This window comes from Caulobacter sp. GW822-FHT01G02, from assembly GCF_058802865.1.
This window is the reverse complement of sequence record NZ_JBXAON010000004.1, coordinates 293,985-315,376: the sequence shown is the minus strand read 5'-3', so window position 1 is coordinate 315,376 and position 21,392 is coordinate 293,985. Positions and strand designations below refer to the sequence as shown.

The window sequence follows — 21,392 nt, the reverse complement described above, 5'->3', positions numbered from 1 at the left end:
CGGAGGCGGGGGCGCCTGAGGCGTCCCCGACCTTTGCTCAATGGGAGGCGGGTGGTTGCAACCGCTCAAGAAGATACTGATCGCCGGCGGCGGGTCCGCGGGTTGGATGACGGCGGCGCTGTGCTCGCGGCTGTTCCAGGGTCTCTACGAGATCGTGCTGATCGAGTCCGAGCAGATCGGCACCGTCGGGGTCGGGGAAGCGACCATCCCCGCCATCAAGAAATTCAACGAGCTGCTCGGCCTCGACGAGGACGACTTCCTGCGCAAGACGCAGGGCTCGTTCAAGCTGGGCATCGAGTTCCGCGACTGGTTCCGCAAGGGCGAGAGCTACCTGCATGGCTTCGGCGTGCTGGGCCAGGACCTGGGCTGGCTGCGCGTCCACCAGTACTGGCTGCGGATGCGGGAGCTGGGCCAGGCCCCGGACTTCGACGCCCTGTCGATCAACAACGCCATGGCGCGGCAGGACAAGTTCATGCGCGCCCGGGCCGACATGGCCGAGTCGCCGATCGGCCATATCGCCCACGCCTTCCACTTCGACGCGGGCCTCTACGCCAAGCACCTGTCGACCTACGCCCAGGCGCGCGGCGTCCAGCGGCGCGAGGGCAAGATCGTCGACGTCACGCTGCGGCCCGAGGACGGCTTCGTCCAGTCGGTGACCATGGACGACGGCGAGGTCATCGCCGCCGACCTGTTCGTCGACTGCTCGGGCTTCCGGGGCCTGATCATCGAGCAGGCCCTGAAGACCGGTTACGAGGACTGGACCCGCTGGCTGCCGGCCGACCGGGCCATCGCCGTGCCGACCGAGCGCTCGGCCCACTTCACGCCCTATACCCGCTCGACGGCCCACGACGCCGGCTGGCAGTGGCGGATCCCGCTGCAGCACCGCACCGGCAATGGCCATGTCTATTCCAGCCAGTATATCGACGACGACGAGGCCGAGCGCGTCCTGCTGGCGAACCTGGACGGCGCCCAGCGCGCCGACCCGCTGCGCATCCGTTTCACGACCGGCAAGCGCAAGAAGATCTGGAACAAGAACTGCGTCTCGATCGGCCTGGCCAGCGGCTTCATGGAGCCCCTGGAGTCGACCAGCCTGCACCTGATCCAGTCGGCCGTGATCCGCATGGTCCGCCTGCTGCCCGATGGCGGCTTCGACCCGGCCAATGTCGACGAGTTCAATCGCCAGAGCGACTTCGAATACGAGCGCATCCGCGACTTCATCATCCTGCACTACAAGGCCACCGAGCGCGACGACACGCCGTTCTGGCGCCACTGCCGCGACATGGAAGTGCCCGCCACCCTGCAGCGGAAGATGGATCTCTTCCGCGCCAACGGCCGGGTGTTCCGCGAGGACGACGAACTGTTCACCGAGGAAAGCTGGATCCAGGTGTTCCTGGGCCAGGGCGTGATCCCGCGCGGCTACGATCCGCTGGTCCGCGTCCACTCGGACGAGGCCATCGCCACCCACCTCGGCAATATCCAGACGGTCATCGGCAAGTGCCTGAACGTCATGCCCAGCCACGCCGAGTTCGTGGCCCGCGCGTGCCAGGCCCCGCCGCTGCCGGCGACCCCTGTTCCAGTCCCCTAGACGTTTTCGACGGAGTAACGCCATGACGACCGCCGCCCAGCCTTCATCCGCCCTGCGGATCCTGTGCCGGACCACCGCCGCCGTGGCGTTGCTCGCCCTCACACCGATGTCCCTGGCCTTTGGATCCGGGGCGCTCGCCCAGGTCATGCCGACCAAGGACAGCGCCCCGCTGGCCCCGCGCGCCAACGACCCGGCCTGGGCCCGCGCCGACGCCCTCGTCAAGCAGATGACGATGGACGAGAAGATCACGTATCTGCACGGCCTGTTCCCGCCGAACACCAAGCCGGCGCCGGCCGACATGATCCCGTCGGCCGGTTATGTGCCGGGCGTGCCGCGCCTGAAGATCCCGACCTTGCGGGAAAGCGACGCCAGCCTGGGCGTGGCCAACCAGGTCGAGCAGCGCAAGGGCGACGTCGCCACCGCCCTGCCATCGGGCCTGGCCCTGGCTTCGACCTTCGAGCCCAAGCTGGCCTATGCCGGCGGCGCGATGATCGGCGCCGAGGCCCGCGCCAAGACCTTCAACGTTCTGCTGGCCGGCGGCGTCAACTTGACCCGCGACCCGTGGGCCGGCCGCAATTTCGAATATCTCGGCGAGGACCCGCTGCTGGCCGGCGAGATGGCGGGCGAGCAGATCAAGGGCGTGCAGTCCAACCACATCGTCTCGACGATCAAGCACTTCGCCCTGAACGCCCAGGAGACCGGCCGCCACGTGATGGACGCCCAGATCGACGAGGCCGACCTGCGCGAAAGCGATCTGCTGGCCTTCCAGATCGCGATCGAAAAGAGCAACCCCGCCTCGGTCATGTGCGCCTACAACAAGGTTAATGGCGACTGGGCCTGCCAGAACGACTTCCTGCTGAACAAGGTGCTCAAGCGCGACTGGAACTATCCGGGCTTCGTGATGTCCGACTGGGGCGCGGTGCACAGCACGGTGAAGGCGGCCCTGGCCGGCCTCGACCAGCAGTCGGGCCAGGAGCTGGACACCCAGATCTTCTTCGGTGACGACCTGAAGGCCGCCGTGGCCAAGGGCGAGGTCAGCCAGGCCCGTGTCGACGACATGGTCCGCCGCATCCTGCACGGGGTGATCACCTCGGGCCTGATGGACAACCCGACTCCGACGACCGCCCAGCCCATCGACTACGACGCCCACGCCAAGGTCGCCCAGGCCGTGGCCGAGCGCGGCTCGGTGCTGCTGAAGAACGAGGGAAACCTGCTGCCCCTGGCCAAGACCGCCAAGAAGATCGTGCTGATCGGCGCCCATGCCGATGTCGGCGTGATCTCGGGCGGCGGCTCGTCGCAGGTGCGCTCGGTCGGCGGCGCGCCGGTCGAGATCCCGCTGAACGGCGGCGAGGCGGCCTCGTTCGTCCGGGTCACCTGGCACGCCTCCTCGCCGCTGGAGGCGATCAAAGCCGCCGCGCCGGGCGCTGAAGTGATCTATGTCGACGGCAAGGACCCGGCCGCGGCGGCCGCCGCCGCCAAGGACGCCGACGTCGCTATCGTCTTCGCCTGGCACTGGCAGACCGAGGCGCAGGACGCGCCGTCGATCTCCCTGCCCGAGAACCAGGACGCCCTGATCGACGCCGTCGCGGCGGCCAACAAGAATTCCATCGTGGTGTTGGAGACCGGCGGCCCGGTGACCATGCCGTGGCTGGATCGCGTCGGCGCGGTGCTGCAGGCCTGGTATCCCGGCCAGCGCGGCGGCCAGGCCATCGCCCGCCTGTTGTTCGGCGAGGTCAATCCGTCGGGCCGCCTGGCCATGACCTTCCCGAAATCCGCCGACCAGGCCCCTCGCGCCAGCGCGCCGGGTTTCGCCGAGCAGGCGGCCATCGACGACGCCCGCCGCGCCGGCCAGAAGGTCGATGGCATCAAGGGCTTCGCCGTCCAGTATCCCGAGGGCGCGGCCGTCGGTTACCGCTGGTACGCCCAAGAGAAGCATCAGCCGCTCTATCCGTTCGGCTATGGCCTCTCCTATACGGCCTTCGCCTACAAGAACCTCAAGGTCGAGGACGCGGCGGGGCTGAAGGTCAGCTTCGACGTCACCAACACCGGCAAGGTCGCCGGCGCCGACACCCCGCAGCTCTACGTCACGGCGGGCAAGCGCAAGTCGATGGTTCGCCTGGCGGGCTTCGAGAAGGTCGATCTGGCGCCGGGCCAGACCAAGCGCGTCACCCTGACCGTCGAGCCGCGCCTGCTGGCCGACTACGATGTCGCCAAGCCGGGCTGGACGATCCCCGCCGGGACCTATCCGCTCTATGTCGGCAGCCACGCCGGGGATATGGCCCTGACCGGCAAGGCCAACCTCAAGGCCTGGTCGCGGAAGCCGTGATGCGTATTCTGTCCCTCACCCTCGCCGCCGCGCTCGTCGCGGCGGCCCCCGCCCACGCCGCGCCCAAGCTGCACAGCTGGACGACCACCGGCGACAAGAGCCAGCTCCTGGCCGCCCAGGCGCCGTCGGTCGCGGTGGCGGCCGATGCGGTCGCTGGCCTGCCTGTGGTCGCGGTCGACGCGAAGGAGCGCCACCAGACCATGGTCGGCTTCGGCGCGGCGATTACCGACGCCTCGGCCTGGCTGATCCAGAACAAGCTGACCCCAGCCCAGCGCGACAGTCTGCTGCGCGAGCTCTATGGACGCGGCAAGGGCGGCCTTGGCTTCAGCTTCACGCGTGTGACGATCGGCGCCTCGGACTTCTCGCTGGACCACTACAGCCTGGACGAAACGCCGAACGGCGCGGCCGATCCGACGCTGCAGCACTTCTCGCTGAAGAGGCCGCAGGAATACGTCTTCCCGACCGTGCGCGCGGCCCTGAAGATCAATCCCGAGCTGAAGGTCATGGCTTCGCCGTGGAGCGCTCCGGCCTGGATGAAGACCACCGGCTCCCTGGTGAAGGGCCAGCTGAAGCCGGAAGCCTATCCGGTCTATGCCGACTTCTTCGCGCGCTACATCAAGGAAACCAGGAAGGTGGGCGTGCCCACCGACTACCTCAGCATTCAGAACGAGCCCGACTTCGAGCCTGACAACTATCCGGGCATGCGCTGGCTCCCCGCCGACCGCGCCAGGTTCTTCGGCGAGAACCTGGCCCCGGTGTTCAAGCGCGAGAAGATCGCGACCAAGGTGCTCGATTGGGACCACAACTGGGACCAGCCGCAGCAGCCGCTGACCGTTCTGGCCGACGCCAAGGCCAGGGCCTTCGTCGCCGGCGTCGCCTGGCACTGCTACGCCGGTCAGGTCGAGGCTATGGAGACGGTGCGCGCGGCCCATCCGGACAAGGACGTCTTCTTCACCGAGTGCTCGGGCGGCGAATGGGCTTCCAAGTTCGACGACAGCTTCTCGTGGATGGTCGAGCAGCTGATCATCGGCTCCACCCGTCGGGGCGCGCGCGGCGTGCTGATGTGGAACCTGGCCCTGGACGAAAAGTTCGGCCCCCACGCCGGCGGCTGCGGCGACTGCCGCCCGGTGGTGACGATCGACAGCACGAGCGGCGCGATCACCCGCACCCAGGAATATTACGCCTTTGGCCAGGCCAGCCGCTTCGTGAAGCCCGGCGCGGTGCGGATCGGTTCGCCGGAAAAGGTCGGCGACCTGCGTACGGTGGCGTTCCAGAACCGGGATGGCGGCCGGGTGCTGCTGGTGCTGAACACGGGCAAGACGCCGGCGGATTTCGCCATCGTTGAGGGCGGCCGGCGGTTCAAGGCCAGCATCCCGGCGCGCGCGGCGACGACCTTTACCTGGTAGGCTCTATATCAAGCATCTAGAGCGTGGCAGCCGAAACCGCTCACACATTCGGTTGCCACGCTCAGCTCGAGATCTTGGCTTCTAGCTCGTTCAGGCGCGCGCGCGTCACCGCAAGGTCCGGTCCGAACCGCGCCGGGTCGGCGGCGGCGAGGCGGCCGGCGATGTCGTAGCTCTCGCGGTAGAGATCCAGCGCTCGCATGCGATGGCCCCGGTCCTCGCGCAGGTCGGCCAGACGTTCCAGGTTCACCGATAGCGCCCGCTGGGCGCCCGCGTCGCCGGCCTCGCGGCCGCCGCGCGAGCGTCGCAGGGCCAGGGCCTCCTCGAAGGCGGCGAGGGCGGCGTCCAGGCGGCCCTCGGCCTCGGCCACGTCGCCGACGCCCGACAGCGAACCGGCCAGCAGCTCGGCGCTCTCGTCATTGCCTCGCGTCTGGCGCACCTGGCGAGCATAGGAAACCGAGGTGTCATAGGCCTCGGCGGCGTCGTCCATCTGGCCCTGGGCGCGGGCGAAGTCGCCGAGGTCGCGGTAGACGATCGCCAGTTCCTCGTCGGTTTGCGCGGTGGTCTTCATCGCCGAAAGGGCGCGGGCGGCCTCGTGCCAGGACCCGTCGCGGCTGAACGAGACCAGGCGGCCGCGCAGTTCGGCGAACGTCGCGGGGCGGGGCGCTGGCGCGGGCTGCGTGGCCGCGGGCGGGGCCACCGACATGACCGGCGGAGCCACAGGCTCGGGCTCCGGCTCGGGAGGCGCTAAGGTTGGCGTCGCGACGACGGGCTGGGCCCGCGGCTCCCCCAGCTCCAGGCCAAAGGCCATCGGCGCGGCGCGCTTCTTCGGTTTGCGGCGGGGAAGCAGGGCGGCGACGATGAGCGCCCCGCCCACCATCGCCGCCGCCACACCGACGGCGGGCCGATGCGGCTCGAATGGTCCGAGATCGAGATTCGTGGCCCAGTTCCCCAGCGAGCCCCAACCCGCCACCACGTATCCCGACGTCGCCAGGATCAGCCCCAAGATGATCCCAACCAGTCGCGCCAGCATCACGTCCCCCCAGACGTTCACCCAAGACGGGCGCCAACCCCGAAAACGGGGCGTCCCAGCCGCCAGGCCGCACAGGTCATCCGATGGCCCCGCTTCCGTCGAGCCGTCTCAACTGGCAGGGGAAGCGGGGCGAGCGGATGGCTCTTCAGCGGGCGCCCGGCGGGAACGGCGCCTCTAAATCAGCCACGCGCGCGGGCGCGGATACGCCTCGCCGCGCGACAGATAGTAGATCCCGACAACGCAGCGGGCCACGAACCACAGGCCGACCGCCCCCAGAATGAGGCCGCCGGCGATGATCATCGGCAGGCCGACCAGCACGATCAGCATCGGGATGCCGAAGAAGATCAGCGCGCCGCCGATCAGGAACCAGGCGATCGACAGCCAGAAGGTCCGGATGGCGAAGGTGTAATGGCTTTCGTTGATCGGCCCGGCCGCGTCGCGGTTCGCATAGGCGACGATCAGGCCGATGATCCAGGTCAGGCCGTTGGTGAAGCCCAGCAGATAAAGGCCGTAGACGACGGCCGGCAGGACCTTGTCCTCTTCGGCCGCGGGGGAGGTGACGGCGGTGGTGTCGGTCATGGTCTTACAGCATCCAGTTCTTGGGCGTGGGATAGGGTTGGCCCTTCAGCAGGTTCGACAGGCCCACGACGCCGCGCACGACCAGCCAGACGCCGATGGCGGGCAGCAGGAAGACGCCGATCCCGACCGGGGTCAGCAGCAGGGCGACGACGCTGAAGCCGAGCGCCAGCCAGAAGGTGCGGATCTGGAACTCGTAGTGGCTGGCCAGCCACTCGGGCGCGTCCTTGCGGCTGATATAGGCGATGATCGCGCCGATCAGGCTGGTGAGGCCGCCGGTCACGCCGCCGGCGATGTGCAGGGCGTAGACGACGCCGGGCAGGGTCTTGTCGTCCTGCAGACGCGGCGGGACGGCGGGGTCGATGGCGGTGGGGTCGGACACGAGCTTGAGCCTAGAAGAACGTCGTTGGCTCAATCGTCGCGCCGATCGCGGCGGGATGCAAATGAAGGTGGCGTCATGAAGGCGACGTAACCCGGACGCTCCCCCGCATCACGGATCTCAAGGCAGAAGATCGCTAGGCGGGTCGTGGGGATCGAACGGCGTCCCTCGGTTCAGCCAGGGCAGGACGGCGAGCAGCAGGATCAGCACGAAGCTCATCCGCGCGGCCATGTCGACGCCGACCGAGGCCATGCCCGCCGTGAGCGAGAACAGCAGCATCGCCGCCGCGCCGAAGGCGGTCAGGCCGATGATCCAGGTCAGGGCGGCGCGCGCCTCGAACCGCGCCAGGCCGAAGCGGGCGCGGGGCGCCAGATCCGCGCCGACGGCGGCGATGGCGCGGGCCAGGGTCGAGAAGCTGGAGAGCCGGTCCTCGAACTGGCCCGGGCCGAGATAGCTCTGCGAGGCGATGCTCAGGCGGCGCCGGCCGAAGGTCAGCAGCAGGCTGCGCCGGCGGCCGCCGGTCCTGTCGACAGCCAAGCTGTAGCGGGTCAGGCTGGACAGTGGAAAGCGGCGCTCGACCTTGCCGCGCGTCTCCACCAGCGCGCCGGCCTCCAGGGTCCAGATGGTCTCGGGCTGGAAGGGGGCCAGTCGGGCGCTGTGGGTGATCGCCATGGACTAGGACCGGACGGCGGTGATCTCGACGCCGGCGGCGGCCGCGTGCGGGGCCAGGGCCAGGGGCTTTTCGACCCGCACCCGCGCGCGGGTGACGCGCGGATCGGTGAAGCAGGCCTGGGCCAGGCGCTCGGCGAAGGTCTCCACGAGGTCGATATGGCCCTCGGCGGCGATGGCGCGGGCGGCCTCGCCGATGGTCTCGTAGTTGACCGTGTCGCCCAGGCGCTCGCAGTGGCTGGCGGCCACGTCGAGTTCGACATCGACGACCAGCGGCTGCATGCGACCGTGCTCGTGGTCATAGACGCCGATCTCGGCGTCGACCTTCAGGCCACGGACGAAGACCTTGGTGACGATGATCCGCGCCAAGGGGGCGTCGGCCGGAGCGTCGGCGGGCGCGGTGTCGGCGAGGGAAGCGGGAGCGGCCATTCGATCCGGTTTCGCTAGAAGTCGTTGATGCTGTTGTCCGCGCGCAGGCACCACTGACCGGGCGCCCAACCGGCGAGGCCGGCCATGTCCGTGGCGTCCAGGCCGACCGCGTTGGTCGGGGTTTCCTGGATCCTGAGGGACTCTAGCGTGAACAGGCCGTCGATGGCGAGGAAAGCCTTGGCCTTCAGCGCCATGGCGATCGCCAGGGCCTCGGTGGTCGGGTCGCCGTCGAAGGTCATGACCCGCGCCAGGGTCTCGGGCTCGTGCTCGCGGAAGAAGCCGATCAGCGGGTCGGCCAGATTGGCCTGGAACGCGTGGTCCACCGCGCTGTCGATCCAGCCATGCCAGGCGCGCTTGGCCCGCTCGAACGAGGCCGACATGTTCGAGCCGCCCAGGTCCAGCCGCGTGGCCGGGCGCAGGCGGATGAACACATATTCGTCGTGGCCGTGCGGGGTCTTGCACTTGGACGACGGTTCGCTCAACAGCCGGTGGGCCATGGAGTACCGGCGATTGAATTCGAGGCTAAGCATCTGGAATACCTGGACCGGCTGCGCTGGGTTGGCCAAGCGCGGCGCGGAACGCGTCAAATGTGGAAGGGCGGTTCGGCGAAACGACGGTGACGAATAGTCGAGCGCTTCAGAGAGGCCGCGCCCTTATCATGAACAGCAGGTGCAGCGCAAAATATAGTTGCTCAGCGCCGCCTCGCTAGACGTCTGGATCGTAGGCCACGTCCCGCGCCCGGCCCAGCAGGCTCTCGCCGCCGTCGACGGTCAGGGTCTGGCCCGAGAAGGCCGGGGTGTCGACGATGAACAGCAGGGCGCGCGCCAGATCGGCTGGGGTGCTGCTGACGCCGGACGGGGTGGCGCGGGCGGCGCGGACGTAGTCGTCGTGCGTCTGCTTGCCCGAGGGCAGGGTGACGCCCGGCGACAGGCCGCAGACCCGCACCTTCGGGGCCAGGGCCTGGGCCAGCACCGGCGTCAGGGCGGCCAGGCCCAGCTTGCCGGCGGTGTAGGAGAAGTAGTCGGGATTGGGCCGCAGCACCTTCTGGTCCAGCAGGTTCACCACCAGGCCGGTCTCGGCCTCGCCCAGGGCCGTGGCGAAGGCGTGGATCAGGAAGACCGGCGCGGTCAGGTTGGTGGCGATATGCCGGTCCCAGCGCTCCGCCGTCAGGGTCTCGAAGGTGTCGTACTCGAACAGCGAGGCGTTGTTGACCAGCAGGTCCAGCCGGCCGAACCGGGCGCGGACGGCGGTGACCAGGGCCTGGCCCGCAGCGGGGGTCGACAGATCGGCCTGGAACAGCGCGACCGCGTGGCCGTCGGCGGTCAGGGCGTCGGCCAGCGCCTGGGCGTCCTCGGCGGAGTGGCGATAGTGCAGGGCGACCGCATAGCCCGCCTCGGCCAGCGCCCGCGCCAGGACGGCGCCGATGCGCCGCGCCGCGCCGGTGACCAGGGCGACTTTTGGCGGGGCGGTCGTCAAGCCGGCCGGACCTTGAACCACTCGACGCCGGCCGCGCGGGTTGCCGGGAAGATCTCCGGCTTGACGACGCGGACCCAGCAGGCGTCGACCAGCGGGTCGAGGAAGGCCGCGTCGACGGCCTCCTGCAGCAGGGTTTCCAGCAGGTCGACATGGTCGCGGCCCTGCCAGCCGACGATCAGGGCGCGCAGCGGATCATAGTCGATATAGGTCCCCGGACCGGTGAACTCGGTCCGGGAATACAGCCGCGCGCTGACGCGCAGCCGGTTGGGGCGCTCGGGATGGCGCTCCCACGGGTGCAGCCCGCAACGGACCAGAACCTCGACGTCGTCCAGCACCGCAACCTGATGCGGCGCGGCGGTCCGCCAGTCGAAGGGGCCCGTCATCGCCTAGTCGATGCGGCCGAACTCGAAGAAGTTCAGGCCCATGATGACAGCCAGGAAAATGGCGATGACACCGATCGCGATCATGGCGCGGCTCCGGAAAGAGAAAACAAAGATCGAGCCGGCTTTAGCCTCCGGCGCCGCTGACCGCAAGGGTGGGGCCGCCCTCGTCCTTCGACGGGCCTCAGGATGAGGGCTGCTTTTGGGCCGCTCAGTAGGAAACCTCATCCTGAGCTTGTCGAAGGACGAGGTTTTCGGTCCCTCTGGGTCGGCGATATGGCTACAAGGATTCATGCTCTGGCGCCGTCGCATCGAACCCTTCACCCGCCCGCTGGTCTACGCCTTCTTCCGCGTGACCCGGGGGCTGACCCTGGGCGTGCGGGCGGTGGTCACGGACGAGGCCGGCAAGGTCCTGCTGATCCAGCACACCTATATCAAGGGCTGGTACCTGCCCGGCGGCGGGGTCGAGCGCGGCGAGACGGCGGAGATCGCCGTGGCCCGCGAGCTTCAGGAGGAGGCGGGCGTGCGCGCCCTGTCGCGTCCGCGCCTGGTCTCGGCCCATAGCAACGAGGTTTTGCACCCCGGCGACCACGTGCTGCTCTACCGTATCGAGGCCTGGGAGCCCTGCGCCTCGGACGCCGAGGGCGAGATCCACGCGGTGGGCTGGTTCGATCCCGACGACCTTCCGGAGGACACGACCAAGGCCACGCGGCGGCGGATCGCCGAGGCGCTGGGTGGGGCGGAAGCAGATGTGATGTGGTGAGGGCTAGCCACCTGAACGCCGATCACATTAAATGCTTGTTTGAAACCGCCCCGCAGAGCGGATCCCACATCCAAGGGCAGGAGAACGGCATGCGCGAGTACACCAAGTTCTATATCGACGGCGCCTGGGTCGATCCGGCCCAGCCCAAGACGCTCGACGTCATCAACCCGGCCAACGAAGAAGTCGCCGGCGTGATCTCGATGGGTTCGGAGGTCGATGTCGACCGCGCCGTCCGCGCCGCCCGCAAGGCGTTCGACAGCTGGTCGCAGACCAGCCGCGAGGAACGCATCGACGTGCTCGAGCGCGTCATCGCCGAATATCAGAAGCGCTTCGAGGACATGGCGAAAGCCATCACCGAGGAGATGGGCGCTCCCGCCTGGCTGGCCCAGCGCGCCCAGGCCGCCATGGGCATCGGCCACGTCCAGACGGCGGTCGCCGTACTCAAGGACTACAAGTTCGAGGAAGACCGGGGCACGACCCGGATCGTCAAGGAGCCGATCGGCGTCTGCGCCTTCATCACGCCGTGGAACTGGCCGGTGAACCAGATCGCTTGCAAGGTCGCCCCGGCCCTGGCCACCGGCTGCACCATGGTGCTGAAGCCGTCGGAGATCGCGCCGTTCAGCGCCTATATCTGGACCGAGATCCTGCACGCCGCCGGCGTGCCGCACGGCGTCTTCAACCTGGTCAACGGCGACGGCCCCACGGTCGGCGCGGCCCTGTCCAGCCATCCGGAAGTCGACATGGTCTCGTTCACCGGCTCGACCCGCGCCGGTATCGAGGTGGCCAAGAACGCCGCCCCGACTGTCAAGCGCGTCCACCAGGAGCTGGGCGGCAAGAGTCCCAACATCATCCTCGACGACGCCGACTTCGCCCGCGCGGTGGGCGGCGGCGTGGCCTCGGTGATGATGAACTCGGGCCAGTCGTGCAACGCTCCGACCCGGATGCTGGTGCCGGGCAAGCGCATGGACGAGGTGATCGCCATCGCCAAGGCCGCCGCCGAGAGCCACACGGTCGGCGACCCGAACGGCAACCACAAGATGGGCCCGGTGGTCAGCGAGACCCAGTGGAACAAGATCCAGGGCCTGATCCAGAAGGGCATCGACGAGGGCGCCACCCTGGTCACCGGCGGCGTCGGCCGTCCGGAAGGCCTGGACAAGGGCTACTATGTCAAGCCGACCGTCTTCGCCAATGTGAAGCCCGACATGACGATCTCCAAGGAAGAGATCTTCGGCCCGGTGCTGTCGATCCTCGGCTACGACACGGTGGATGAAGCCGTCACCGTCGGCAACGACACCGAGTATGGCCTGGCGGCCTATGTCTCGGGCGGCGACCTGGAGACGGTGCGCAAGGTGGCCAGCAAGCTGCGCGCCGGCCAGGTGAACCTCAACGGCGCCGGCCCCGACCTGATGGCCCCGTTCGGCGGCTACAAGATGAGCGGCAACGGGCGGGAGTGGGGCGACCACGCGTTCGGGGAGTTCCTGGAGACGAAGGCGATCCTGGGTTACTCGGCGAAGGCGGCGGCGGAGTAGGCTTGCGCTGAATTAGGTGAGTTTGGAGAGGGCGGGGCTGCGAGGCTCCGCCTTTTCTATGCCCTCAATACTGTTCATTTGGATTTTGGTGGAAGATATGAAGCCAAAGAATTGGCGCCGGTGAGCGGTCCGGACGGTGGACTAAGCAAAGCGTTCGCAAATAGGTTCTTTGCTTCTGGGGCGGGTAGGGTTGGAGTTAGTATCGCGCCTGTTGCAGGGTCGCGCGGTCGATTTATCCAGTCCCAAATCCATTTCGGCATCGAACCTGCAGGCACATCACTACTGCTGAGTCCGAACACAATTATTTGGTCGGCTGGGTTCAGGTGGCTTCGCAGCATTTCGGATACGGTTATTGAGGACTTGTTGGTCCACATGACCCAACACGTCGTGTTGTAATTCAACCAATCCAAAGCAAGGTCATTCATCCTTTGATGAATGCCTTCGTGGTTGAGAAAGCCATAGGCCGGCCCTATCGAGACGTGGAGGTAGCGATAGCTCATAGCTCGCCCTGGTGCTCGATTAGAGGGTTTTGGCTCAGCTGCCCGACAGTGGTCGGTGGAGGTGGAATTCCATCCAGAGGTTTCATGGCGGATTGTTGCGCCAATACTCGAGTGATTTGCGCGCCATCCATCGCAGATAATTCTGGGTAACGATTGGCGTAGATGAATGCCTGATTTAGAAAATAGAATGTTATCAATATTATTGCGGCTATGGCACCGCAAGAAACGTATATATTTATAAATGCGAAAACGATCGCAATTAAACCTAAAACTACAAGCGCAGCCTTTGCGATTGTGCCAATTCGCCCAATGGCGCCGGGGCCGAAGTTAGCGGACATCACGCCTTGAAGTACCTTTGCTAAGGTCGAGGCGTTTGGATGTGAGCTCATTTGTTAAGCTTAACGTCTGGTCGCCGTAGATGCAAAGCTGGGATGCGAAAGTAAGATGAGCGCCCCTCCCAGGGGCGGACCCAACCTTGCATCTCTTGGAGGCTGCAGCGTGCCGGACTGGCCTGGTCAGTCAAGGACCGCTCTCCGAGCGGCCGCGCGCGGCGACGCGTAGCGTCGTCCTTGAGTGACCTGGACAGCCCGGCGATCGTCTCGCCGTGAGATGTAAGGATGGCTCCCTTGCCGCGCGGAAGGCGGCGTGGACGGGAAGAGGGCGCGCACCGGAAACCCTCTCTCATGGAGAGAGGGAGGGGCCCGCCGCGTAGCGGTGGGAGGGTGAGAGGTTTCACCGTCGGCCGGAGAAGCCTGGACCGTTCCGCCGCGCGTTTCGTCAGCGCCTTGTCCGGAGAGGGGGTAGCCTCTCACCCTCCCACGCCAGGGGCGTGGGCCCCTCCCTCTCTCTAAGAGAGAGGGGATTGAGGGCGCTGTATCCCCGGTGTTGGCGAAGCTGGACCCCGCGAAATCAATGGCTTGTCGATTTTTCGCGCCGCTGAATGATCCGCGTTGAATCCGCCGCGATACTCAATGCGTCCCCGTCGCGGGGGAGGGCGTTTGGATCCGGCCCAAAACGGCGGCGGGGGTAGGTTGAGCGGGGCCGCTGGCGGTTCCCGGAGGCTCGAAAGTCGCCCCGTCCGTACTCTTTAGGCGGATCGGTTGGCGAACGGGCAGTCTCCGGGGCCAAAGCCATCAGCGGAGCGACAGGGCGGTGATCGTACAAGCCGCCTATCGTGGATCGTCGGGGTCGAGACGGATGTAGCCGATCGACTTGGTCCGCGCCCGTCCGGGGGTAAACGGGGACCCGAGCAGATAACGCTCACGCCTCCCGACCTCACGGGCAAGAACAGCCTGGCGGAGCGGTCAGCGAGCCGAAACAAAAACAAACCCTACGGTCTCCGGGTTCGCCCGGCCGCTCCGTCGCCTCCCCACACGCCTTCAGCGGCCGCGCCGCGTGAAGCCGATCGGATGTGTCCGCGGCGGCGCCCGCCGCAAGATGTGCTAGGCTTCCTCCATGACAACCCACGCCCCGCCGCCCGAAGCGCCTCCCGAAGCGCCTCTCGACGAGACCCCGATGCAGCGCGCCCTGCGCCTCAAGCAGGCCGCGCTCGACGCCCGGCCCAAGGCGCCGCGCGGCGGGAAGTTTCAGCGACAGCAGTCCGCGCGCATCGCGGCGGGCGACTCCAAACCCTGGATGAAGAAATAATGGCCGGACTCAAGGACAAGCGCGGGTTCATCGACAAGGACCGCCTGGATCTCACCGAACGCCAGGCCGTCGAGTACTGGATGAAGCGCTGGGGCGTCACTCGCGACCAGATCACCGCCGCCCACCGCAAGGTCGGCCGGATGACCAAGGACATCGCCGCCGAGCTTGGGAAAAAGCGCTGAAACCCCGACAGAGCTAGTCTTCCCGGACCCGCGTTCTTGAACTAAGCTTCTGGTTCAGGACGATATGGAGCACCACCATGAAGGCGGTTTTCGCGGTTGCCGGCGTTGCGCTGGCCCTGGTTTCGGCTTCTGCCTTCGCTGACGAAGGTCAGCGCTTCGACTGGGCGGCCCAGCAAGCGCGCTACACGAACGACCGCGCCCCGCCGCAGGTCGCCAAGCAGTGCTTCAACGGCCAGATGATCGCCGGCGCCAACCGCGCGGGCGCCAACACCCTGTACGTCCAGTCGGCCGGCGGCGGCGCCATCTACCAGATGCGCCTGGCCGGCGACTGCTCGGGTCTGAACGCGGCCCAGAAGATCTCGCTGCGCGCCGACGGCAGCGACGTGGTCTGCCCGGGCGACCGCGCCGAGCTGACCGCCCGCACGGCCGCCGGCTCGCAGCTGTGCCGCGTCGCCGACGTGCGCCGCGTCACCGCCCGCGAAGGCGCCTCGCTGTCGAAGGCCTCGGTTCGCTAGAGCCTGTCCCGTTTGGATGGCGTCATCGAAACGGGATAGGCAGGCCCTAGAATCAAACACTTAGAACCCCTTGAAACGCTTCGGATGATCGCGTCTGAAGCTAAGGGGCTCTCGCACGGCGTTTCGCCACGCGGCCGCGAAAGAAATGTCATCGTTTGCATGGTCTGCTTCCTGACCTGAGATCAGGCTCAGCGGAGCGACCGGCATGGCGGGCGTGGACGTTGGTGGCGTAGAACTCGAATTTCCCTGTCCGCATTGCGGCGGTCACGCGTACGCGACCATCGCGGTCGTGCGCGTGCTGCCGGTGCTGGATTGCCCAGCGTGCGGCGGGCGTTTCGGCGTCGATCTGGAGACGTTCAGCGCCCAGGTGACGCGAGCCGAGGCGGCGGCCAAGCCCCCGCGGCGCGGGCGGCGCTGACTCTAGCGGGCGTTGGCCGCGCCGCCGGCGTCGTCGCGTGAGACGGCCCGCAGCAGGTGGTTGCGGCCTTGGGGCGTGATCTCCCAGCCCCCGCCGCCGCGACGCGCCAGGCCCAGCCGGGTCAGGGCCTGGGCGGCGCTGATGTTGACGAAGTTGGAGTCCTGGCCCGGCTGGCGTTCGGCCAGGCTCCGCAAGGCGTTGAGCTGGCTGTCGGACAGGGTGTCGCTGACGGGGGGATCCTGGGTCATGTCGTTCCGATGCATCGGTGATCGAAGCCGCCGATCGGCCGGGGAACCCGGGCGCCTGGGGAAGCCGCCAGGTCGACATGAACCTCGTCAGCATACCACGTTTCGACCGGGGAGGCGCGCGCCTTCTGAATCTCGACGGAAAGCCGAGGGGCGGTCCGGAGGGTATTTCAAGATTTCCGTCTGTTTTCGCGAGAGTTTCGGCGGCTGAAATATTTTGGACGATCAAGAAAATCGTCGGGTTCCGATCGCGAACGATTAATTCCCCGGAGGGTTCGATTTTGTGTTAATCTTCTGAAATGCGAGAAATTACCAATCGAGCCGTTCTCACTGTCGCCCGACATGAGGGCGCGTGGAGCGTCGAGCTGGCGGGCGAGCATTTTGGCCAATCCGCCGACAAGGAAGTCGCCAAGGCCGCCGCGCATCGCCGCGCGCGGACCCTGCAGGACTCCGGCCAGGCCTGTCAGATCCGCATCACCGGAGAACACGGTTTCGGAGGTCGCCCGTGAGCAAGAGCCCCGCGCCCAAGCCGCCGCCGCAGGCCCCTTCGGTCCTGTTCCGCCGCGAGATCGAGGCGGCCATCGCCGCCGGCGCCTCGGCCAAGAAGATGACCCTGCGGCTGACCTTGAATGACGGCCGTCGCCTGCGTCGCGACGACACCGTGCCGCTGGAGCAGATCAGCTATCGCGGCGGCGAGATGCACTTCCTGGGCGTCCGCGTCCTGGAAGGCGGCGTCGCCGTCAGCGCCCTGGACCAGTCCGCCGGGGCCTGAGGCTTCCCAAAACGGCAACCTTGCCGCGCGTCCGCTTTCCGTTACCGTTGTTTGCAGAAGAACAACGATAACCTGAGGGAGTGAGACCATGACGCCGCCGGACGGCGCGTCGCCCTCGCGCGACGTCTCCAAGGTTCCGTTCAAGCCGCTGGCCATGAAGGGGCCCGACGTCAGCGTCGAGCGGCGGCCGGACGGCTCGATCGTCATCACCTCGAACCACGCGCCGGGCGAGGGTCCGCGCTCGATCGCCCACCTGATCGCGCAAAAGGCCGCCGAGCATCCGGATCGGCCCTACATCAAGCAGCGCGAGCCCGGCCATGGTCCCTGGCGCGAGGTCACCTACGGCCAGGCCCAGCGGGCGGTCGAGGGCGTCGCCCAGTTTCTATTGGCGGGAGGCGGGCGTCTGGATCGCGGCCTGACCCACGCCGACAGCGTCATGATCCTGTCGGGCAATTCGATCGAGCACGCCCTGATGACCCTGGGCGCCTATGCCGCCGGCGTCCCGGCCGCGCCGATCAGCCCGGCCTACAGCCTGATCTCGACCGACCAGGCCAAGCTGAAGCACTGCTTCGAGAAGGTCGCCCCCCGCGTCGTCTTCGCCCAGAGCGGGGCGATGTTCGCCAAGGCGCTGGAGACCCTGAAGGCCATCGACCCGACCATCGCGGTGATCACCGCCGACGGGAGCGCGGGAACGATCGCCTTCGCCGAGGTCGCCGGGACGACGCCGACCGCGGCTGTCGCGGCGTCCCGCGAAACGCTCGGTCCGGCGACCGTGGCCAAGTACCTGTTCACCTCGGGCTCCACCGGCCTGCCCAAGGCCGTGCCCCAGACCCACGGCATGATGGCGGGCGTGATCGCCGGCCAGGAGGGCCTGCGCACCGATGCGCCCACCGACGAGATCCCCCAGAGCCTGGAGTGGATGCCCTGGAGCCACATCTCGGCCGGCAATATCGGCTTCAACAGCGTGCTGTGGGCCGGTGGCACGCTGCACATCGACGAGGGCAAGCCGCTGCCGGGCCTGTTCGAGACGACGATCAAGAACCTCCACGAGGTCTCGCCGATCGTGTTCGGCTCGGCCCCGATCGCCTTTTCGATGCTGGCCGAGGCGATGGAGAGCGATCCGGCCCTGCGCCGCTCCTTCTTCAAGAACCTGCGCTATATGGGCTATGGCGGCGCGACCCTCTCCAACGACGTCTATGACCGCATCCAGGCCCTGGCCGTGGCCGAGACGGGCCAGCGCATCCCGCTGACCACCATGTACGGCGCGACCGAGACGCAAGGCGTCACCGTCACCCACTGGATCACCGAGCGGGTCGGGCTGGTCGGCCTGCCGCTGCCGGGCATCGCCCTGAAGCTGGCCCCCAGCGGGAGCAAGTACGAGGTCCGGGTGAAGGGGCCGACCGTGGCGGCCGGCTACCACAAGGATCCGGAGCGCACGGCGGCGGCCTTCGACGAGGAGGGCTTCTACAAGCTGGGCGACGCGGCGCGCTTCGTCGATCCGGACGACCCGGCCAAGGGCCTGGTGTTCGACGGCAGGGTGACCGAGGACTTCAAGCTGGACAGCGGCACCTGGGTCAGCGTCGGCGTGCTGCGCCCCGACCTGGTGGCGGCCTGCAGCCCCTATATCCACGACGCGGTGATCACCGGCCAGGACAAGCCGTTCATCGGCGCCATGCTGTGGCCCTCGCCGGCGGGCCTTCAGGCGTTGGTCGCCGATCCGGGGCCGGGGACGCCGCTGGAGAAGCTTGTGGCGATCGTGCGGGAACGAATTGCGGCCTTCAACGCGGCGGCGGGCGGCTCGTCGCGGCGGATCGGCCGCTTCACCCTCCTGACCGAACCGCCCTCGATCGACGCCGGCGAGATCACCGACAAGGGCTATGTCAACCAGCGCTGCGCCCTGGACCGCCGGGCCGAGCGGGTGGAGGCGCTGTACGCCAAGCAGCCCGGCGAGGGCGTGTTCGCCGTTTAGCGCGTCACCAGCTCATCCCGCCGCGCACCAGTACGGCGGTCTTGTCCGACGTGCCGATGGCCATCAGGTCGGCCGGCTTGGCGGGCGGGGCCTTGGCCAGGGCGGGCCAGCCGTCGTGATACTCCAGCGCCGCGACCTCGACCTTGCCGGCGTCCTGGGTGGTGAAGCTCAGGGTGACGCCGTTCGGGTCGGGGGCGTGATAGGTCAGGGCCGACCACTGGCCGGCCTCGGTCTTCAGCGTGATCGGCCGACCATTGAGGCGCGGCGAGGCCAGCGCGCCGCTGGGCCGCAGGCGCAGGGTGACCATCTCGGCCCCCGGCGCGGGGATCAGCCGGACCAGCAGGCGGTCCTCGGCGCGATCGACCGTCAGCTGCGGCGCCTCGACTGGCACGGCGCGGGTCTCGGACATCCAGACGGGCTTGCGCCAGAACGGGGCCAGTGGCTGCTGCTTGGCGGCCGAGCCGCCGTCGTCGGGCAGGACGGCCTTGGTCCAGGCGTCGAGGCGCGGGGCCTCGGTCAGCCGCCAGGCCTTGCCGGTCGACAGATCGGCGACGTGCAGGGCCTGGGTCACGGCCGGGCGGCCGGGCTCGCCGCCGAGGCGGGCGGCGTTGGCGATCAGGGCGATGCCGGCCAGGGCGAGCACGCCGGCGGCGCGCCAGGCCCAGCGCGTGGCCGCGAAGTCGTGGGCCAAGGGCGACAGGGCCGGCGCGGCCAACATGGCGAACAGGGCCAGGACCGCCGGTTCCATCATGCCGACGCCAGCGAAGGTCCAGGACCCCCAGGCGGTCAGCTGGGCCGTCGACAGCACGGCCAGCAGGCCGACGGCGCAAGTGAGCGCAAGCGCCACCCGCCGGTCGCGCGTCCCGCCGACGCCGATGATCAGGGCCGCGCCCAGGGCGGCGACCAGCAGCGGCCAGGTCAGCATCACCGTCGCGCCGGGGGCCAGGATCTGGGCGGTCGTGGCCAGCACCAGCAGCACGATCATCCCGCCGATCCAGGCGCCCAGGACGTCGGTCTTGAAGCCCAGGGACAGGGCGGCCAGCACGCAGGCGGCGACGCCCAGACCGAGGCCGATGGGATCGAAGCCGCCGACCAGGCTGCACGCCCCGCCCAGGGCCAGGGCGACGGCGCAGGGGATGATCCGGCGCGCGCCCCGCGCCTGGGCGGTGGCGACGCCCAGGCCGACCGCCACGGCCAGCAGGCCGCAGCCCCACAACAGCATGTCGAAGCGGGTCAGGACGCCGTAGTAGCGCTGCACGTCCGTGATCATCAGCAGCCGGCCGGCCAGATGCAGCACCGTGGCGATGCTGGCAGCGGTGAGCAGCAGGCCGGCCACCCCCCGGGCGATCTCCCAGCCGCTGGCGGCGCCGAGGCTGAGCGTGCGCCAGGCGGTGAAGACGATCAGGCCCGCGGCGAGGACCAGCAGCCCCCAGCCGACGGTCGGCGGATAGCTGATCAGGAACAGCCCCAGCACGTCCGAATAGATCGCGTTCGGAGCCTTGGCTGGCAGGGTCGGGGCGTCGGCCAGGGCGCGAATGGTCGGCAGCGCCTGGTCGCCGATATGCTGCAGGCTGCCGCGCTCCAGGTGGTCGGGCCGGGCCAGCGGCGTGTGATAGGCCAACTGGTCGTCGATGAAGGCCAGGTTCAGCCCCGGCAGACCCTTCTTCACCGCGTGGGTGAAGTCGGTGTCGTTGGGCATCTTCTCGTACACCGTCGAGGCCAGGGAGTTGGCCGACGGACCCTTGGCCTGACGGGCGAAGACGCTCATCAGGGCGCCGTTGCCGGGGCCGGTCTGGAACATGGCCGCGCGGCCGGCGTCGCCCCGGGCTTCCATGTTCACCACCAGGCCCACACGCTCCAGGGTCGGGTCGCGGTTGAAGAAGGCGTCGGCGCCCAGCAGGCCCGCTTCCTCGGCGTCGGTGAACAGGAAGATGACGTCGCGGGCGTGGGGGCCGTCGGCCTTCAGGGCGCGGGCGATCTCCAGCGCGGCGGCCACGCCCGTGGCGTCGTCGGCGGCTCCGGGTGAATTGTGAACCGAGTCATAGTGGCTCATCACCAGGATGGCCGGCAGGCTGGGATCCTTGCCGGGCAGGACGCCGATCACGTTCTGGACGGCGGCCACGGTCAGCGCGCGGCCGGTGTCGGACTTGGTCCAGAAGCCCTCGCCGGACCGGATCGAGACCTGCAGCCCCAGCTCCGCGATCCGCTCCCGCAGATGGTCGCGGACCTTGGCGATCTCGGCCGAGCCGGTGGGGTGGGGCCTCTGCGCGATGGTCGTGACGTCGGCCATGGCGCGGTCGGCGGAGAAGGCCGTGGCCGGGGCGCTGGCGGGTACGGGCGCGGGGGTTCTCTGGCTCCACGCGCCCAGCGCCAAGCCGATGGCCAGGCAGATCCAGAACCCGAGGAAGCGGATCGTCTTCATGGGCGCGGCTCCGGCGTTGAACGAATCCCCCGAAGGCCATGCTGGGGTGATGCGCGGCGATCGAAAACCCCTTCGCCTACGGAAAAAGAAAAGGGCGACCCGGTCGCCCGGATCGCCCTTCCCCTCTTCCGAAAGCCGGCGGAGGCTCGAGGCCGCCGCCGGTTCCCCCTCCCG

At 68.4% G+C, this 21,392-nt stretch carries 24 protein-coding genes; 11 read left to right on the top strand and 13 right to left on the bottom strand.

The window, feature by feature from the left end; translation table 11 throughout:
- Positions 1–55 precede the first annotated feature (55 nt).
- The 3 genes from AC1RNC_RS13795 to AC1RNC_RS13785 are packed head-to-tail and all read left to right on the top strand — an operon-like array spanning position 56 to position 5,317.
- Positions 56–1,585 (top strand): tryptophan halogenase family protein, encoded by a 1,530-nt coding sequence (locus tag AC1RNC_RS13795; RefSeq protein WP_492886968.1) that lies wholly within the window; start codon positions 56–58, stop codon positions 1,583–1,585.
- Between the two features lie 22 nt (positions 1,586–1,607).
- Entirely contained in the window at positions 1,608–3,911 is a 2,304-nt protein-coding gene (locus AC1RNC_RS13790; protein ID WP_492886967.1) for a beta-glucosidase family protein, read from the top strand.
- Positions 3,911–5,317: a glycoside hydrolase family 30 protein gene (locus AC1RNC_RS13785; RefSeq protein WP_492886966.1), complete on the top strand. Its 1,407-nt coding sequence runs from the start codon at positions 3,911–3,913 to the stop codon at positions 5,315–5,317. Before AC1RNC_RS13790 ends, AC1RNC_RS13785 begins: the two co-directional genes overlap by 1 nt.
- Positions 5,318–5,378: 61 nt before the next feature.
- On the opposite strand, the gene AC1RNC_RS13780 is transcribed toward AC1RNC_RS13785, so the two are convergent.
- From AC1RNC_RS13780 to AC1RNC_RS13740, 9 genes are all read right to left on the bottom strand, one after another.
- Positions 5,379–6,347, bottom strand: a complete 969-nt coding sequence (locus AC1RNC_RS13780; protein ID WP_492887224.1) for a tetratricopeptide repeat protein — start codon at positions 6,345–6,347, stop codon at positions 5,379–5,381.
- A gap of 174 nt (positions 6,348–6,521) precedes the next feature.
- Positions 6,522–6,926, bottom strand: coding sequence for a DUF4870 family protein (locus AC1RNC_RS13775; RefSeq protein WP_492886965.1), 405 nt, complete (start codon positions 6,924–6,926; stop codon positions 6,522–6,524).
- Between the two features lie 4 nt (positions 6,927–6,930).
- Positions 6,931–7,305 carry a DUF4870 family protein gene (locus AC1RNC_RS13770; protein WP_492836784.1) on the bottom strand — a complete coding sequence of 125 codons (375 nt, stop codon included), beginning with the start codon at positions 7,303–7,305 and terminating at the stop codon, positions 6,931–6,933.
- A gap of 117 nt (positions 7,306–7,422) precedes the next feature.
- Positions 7,423–7,974 (bottom strand): hypothetical protein, encoded by a 552-nt coding sequence (locus AC1RNC_RS13765; RefSeq protein WP_492886964.1) that lies wholly within the window; start codon positions 7,972–7,974, stop codon positions 7,423–7,425.
- A 3-nt stretch (positions 7,975–7,977) separates the two neighbouring features.
- Positions 7,978–8,400 carry a dihydroneopterin aldolase gene (gene folB, locus AC1RNC_RS13760; RefSeq protein WP_492886963.1) on the bottom strand — a complete coding sequence of 141 codons (423 nt, stop codon included), beginning with the start codon at positions 8,398–8,400 and terminating at the stop codon, positions 7,978–7,980.
- 14 nt (positions 8,401–8,414) lie between these two features.
- The gene (locus tag AC1RNC_RS13755; protein ID WP_492836787.1) at positions 8,415–8,930 is read right to left on the bottom strand and encodes a 6-pyruvoyl trahydropterin synthase family protein; all 516 of its coding nucleotides are present in this window, start codon (positions 8,928–8,930) and stop codon (positions 8,415–8,417) included.
- 175 nt (positions 8,931–9,105) lie between these two features.
- Positions 9,106–9,876: an SDR family oxidoreductase gene (locus AC1RNC_RS13750; RefSeq protein ID WP_492886962.1), complete on the bottom strand. Its 771-nt coding sequence runs from the start codon at positions 9,874–9,876 to the stop codon at positions 9,106–9,108.
- The gene (locus AC1RNC_RS13745) at positions 9,873–10,259 is read right to left on the bottom strand and encodes a dihydroneopterin aldolase (protein WP_492886961.1); all 387 of its coding nucleotides are present in this window, start codon (positions 10,257–10,259) and stop codon (positions 9,873–9,875) included. The genes AC1RNC_RS13750 and AC1RNC_RS13745 overlap by 4 nt, the downstream gene beginning before the upstream one ends.
- 3 nt (positions 10,260–10,262) lie before the next feature.
- On the bottom strand, positions 10,263–10,343 hold the full coding sequence (locus AC1RNC_RS13740; protein ID WP_125157318.1) for a hypothetical protein: 81 nt from the start codon (positions 10,341–10,343) through the stop codon (positions 10,263–10,265).
- A 205-nt stretch (positions 10,344–10,548) separates the two neighbouring features.
- Between AC1RNC_RS13740 and AC1RNC_RS13735 the strand changes: the two genes are divergently transcribed.
- Entirely contained in the window at positions 10,549–11,019 is a 471-nt protein-coding gene (locus AC1RNC_RS13735) for an NUDIX domain-containing protein (protein WP_492886960.1), read from the top strand.
- Between the two features lie 89 nt (positions 11,020–11,108).
- Positions 11,109–12,548, top strand: coding sequence for an aldehyde dehydrogenase family protein (locus tag AC1RNC_RS13730; RefSeq protein WP_492886959.1), 1,440 nt, complete (start codon positions 11,109–11,111; stop codon positions 12,546–12,548).
- 496 nt (positions 12,549–13,044) lie between these two features.
- Here AC1RNC_RS13730 and AC1RNC_RS13725 read toward each other — a convergent pair whose 3' ends face one another.
- Complete coding sequence (locus AC1RNC_RS13725; RefSeq protein WP_492886958.1) at positions 13,045–13,386, bottom strand: hypothetical protein; 342 nt, start codon at positions 13,384–13,386, stop codon at positions 13,045–13,047.
- Between the two features lie 1,117 nt (positions 13,387–14,503).
- Between AC1RNC_RS13725 and AC1RNC_RS13720 the strand changes: the two genes are divergently transcribed.
- From AC1RNC_RS13720 to AC1RNC_RS13705, 4 genes are all read left to right on the top strand, one after another.
- Positions 14,504–14,695: a hypothetical protein gene (locus tag AC1RNC_RS13720; RefSeq protein ID WP_492886957.1), complete on the top strand. Its 192-nt coding sequence runs from the start codon at positions 14,504–14,506 to the stop codon at positions 14,693–14,695.
- Positions 14,695–14,877, top strand: a complete 183-nt coding sequence (locus tag AC1RNC_RS13715; protein WP_010918311.1) for a DUF3606 domain-containing protein — start codon at positions 14,695–14,697, stop codon at positions 14,875–14,877. Before AC1RNC_RS13720 ends, AC1RNC_RS13715 begins: the two co-directional genes overlap by 1 nt.
- 77 nt (positions 14,878–14,954) lie before the next feature.
- A complete protein-coding gene (locus tag AC1RNC_RS13710) occupies positions 14,955–15,392 on the top strand; it encodes a DUF6491 family protein (protein WP_492886956.1) in 438 nt (145 codons plus the stop codon).
- Between the two features lie 205 nt (positions 15,393–15,597).
- Positions 15,598–15,810: a hypothetical protein gene (locus AC1RNC_RS13705; protein WP_492886955.1), complete on the top strand. Its 213-nt coding sequence runs from the start codon at positions 15,598–15,600 to the stop codon at positions 15,808–15,810.
- Positions 15,811–15,812: 2 nt separating this feature from the next.
- Here the strand turns inward: AC1RNC_RS13705 and AC1RNC_RS13700 are convergent, their stop codons facing one another.
- Positions 15,813–16,058 carry a hypothetical protein gene (locus AC1RNC_RS13700; RefSeq protein WP_492886954.1) on the bottom strand — a complete coding sequence of 82 codons (246 nt, stop codon included), beginning with the start codon at positions 16,056–16,058 and terminating at the stop codon, positions 15,813–15,815.
- Between the two features lie 167 nt (positions 16,059–16,225).
- Positions 16,226–16,543, bottom strand: a complete 318-nt coding sequence (locus tag AC1RNC_RS13695; RefSeq protein WP_492886953.1) for a hypothetical protein — start codon at positions 16,541–16,543, stop codon at positions 16,226–16,228.
- A 17-nt stretch (positions 16,544–16,560) separates the two neighbouring features.
- Between AC1RNC_RS13695 and AC1RNC_RS13690 the strand changes: the two genes are divergently transcribed.
- Positions 16,561–16,827, top strand: a complete 267-nt coding sequence (locus AC1RNC_RS13690) for a hypothetical protein (RefSeq protein ID WP_492836798.1) — start codon at positions 16,561–16,563, stop codon at positions 16,825–16,827.
- Between the two features lie 88 nt (positions 16,828–16,915).
- A complete protein-coding gene (locus tag AC1RNC_RS13685; protein ID WP_492886952.1) occupies positions 16,916–18,796 on the top strand; it encodes an AMP-binding protein in 1,881 nt (626 codons plus the stop codon).
- A gap of 4 nt (positions 18,797–18,800) precedes the next feature.
- Here the strand turns inward: AC1RNC_RS13685 and AC1RNC_RS13680 are convergent, their stop codons facing one another.
- On the bottom strand, positions 18,801–21,218 hold the full coding sequence (locus tag AC1RNC_RS13680) for a M28 family metallopeptidase (protein WP_492886951.1): 2,418 nt from the start codon (positions 21,216–21,218) through the stop codon (positions 18,801–18,803).
- Positions 21,219–21,392 lie beyond the last annotated feature (174 nt).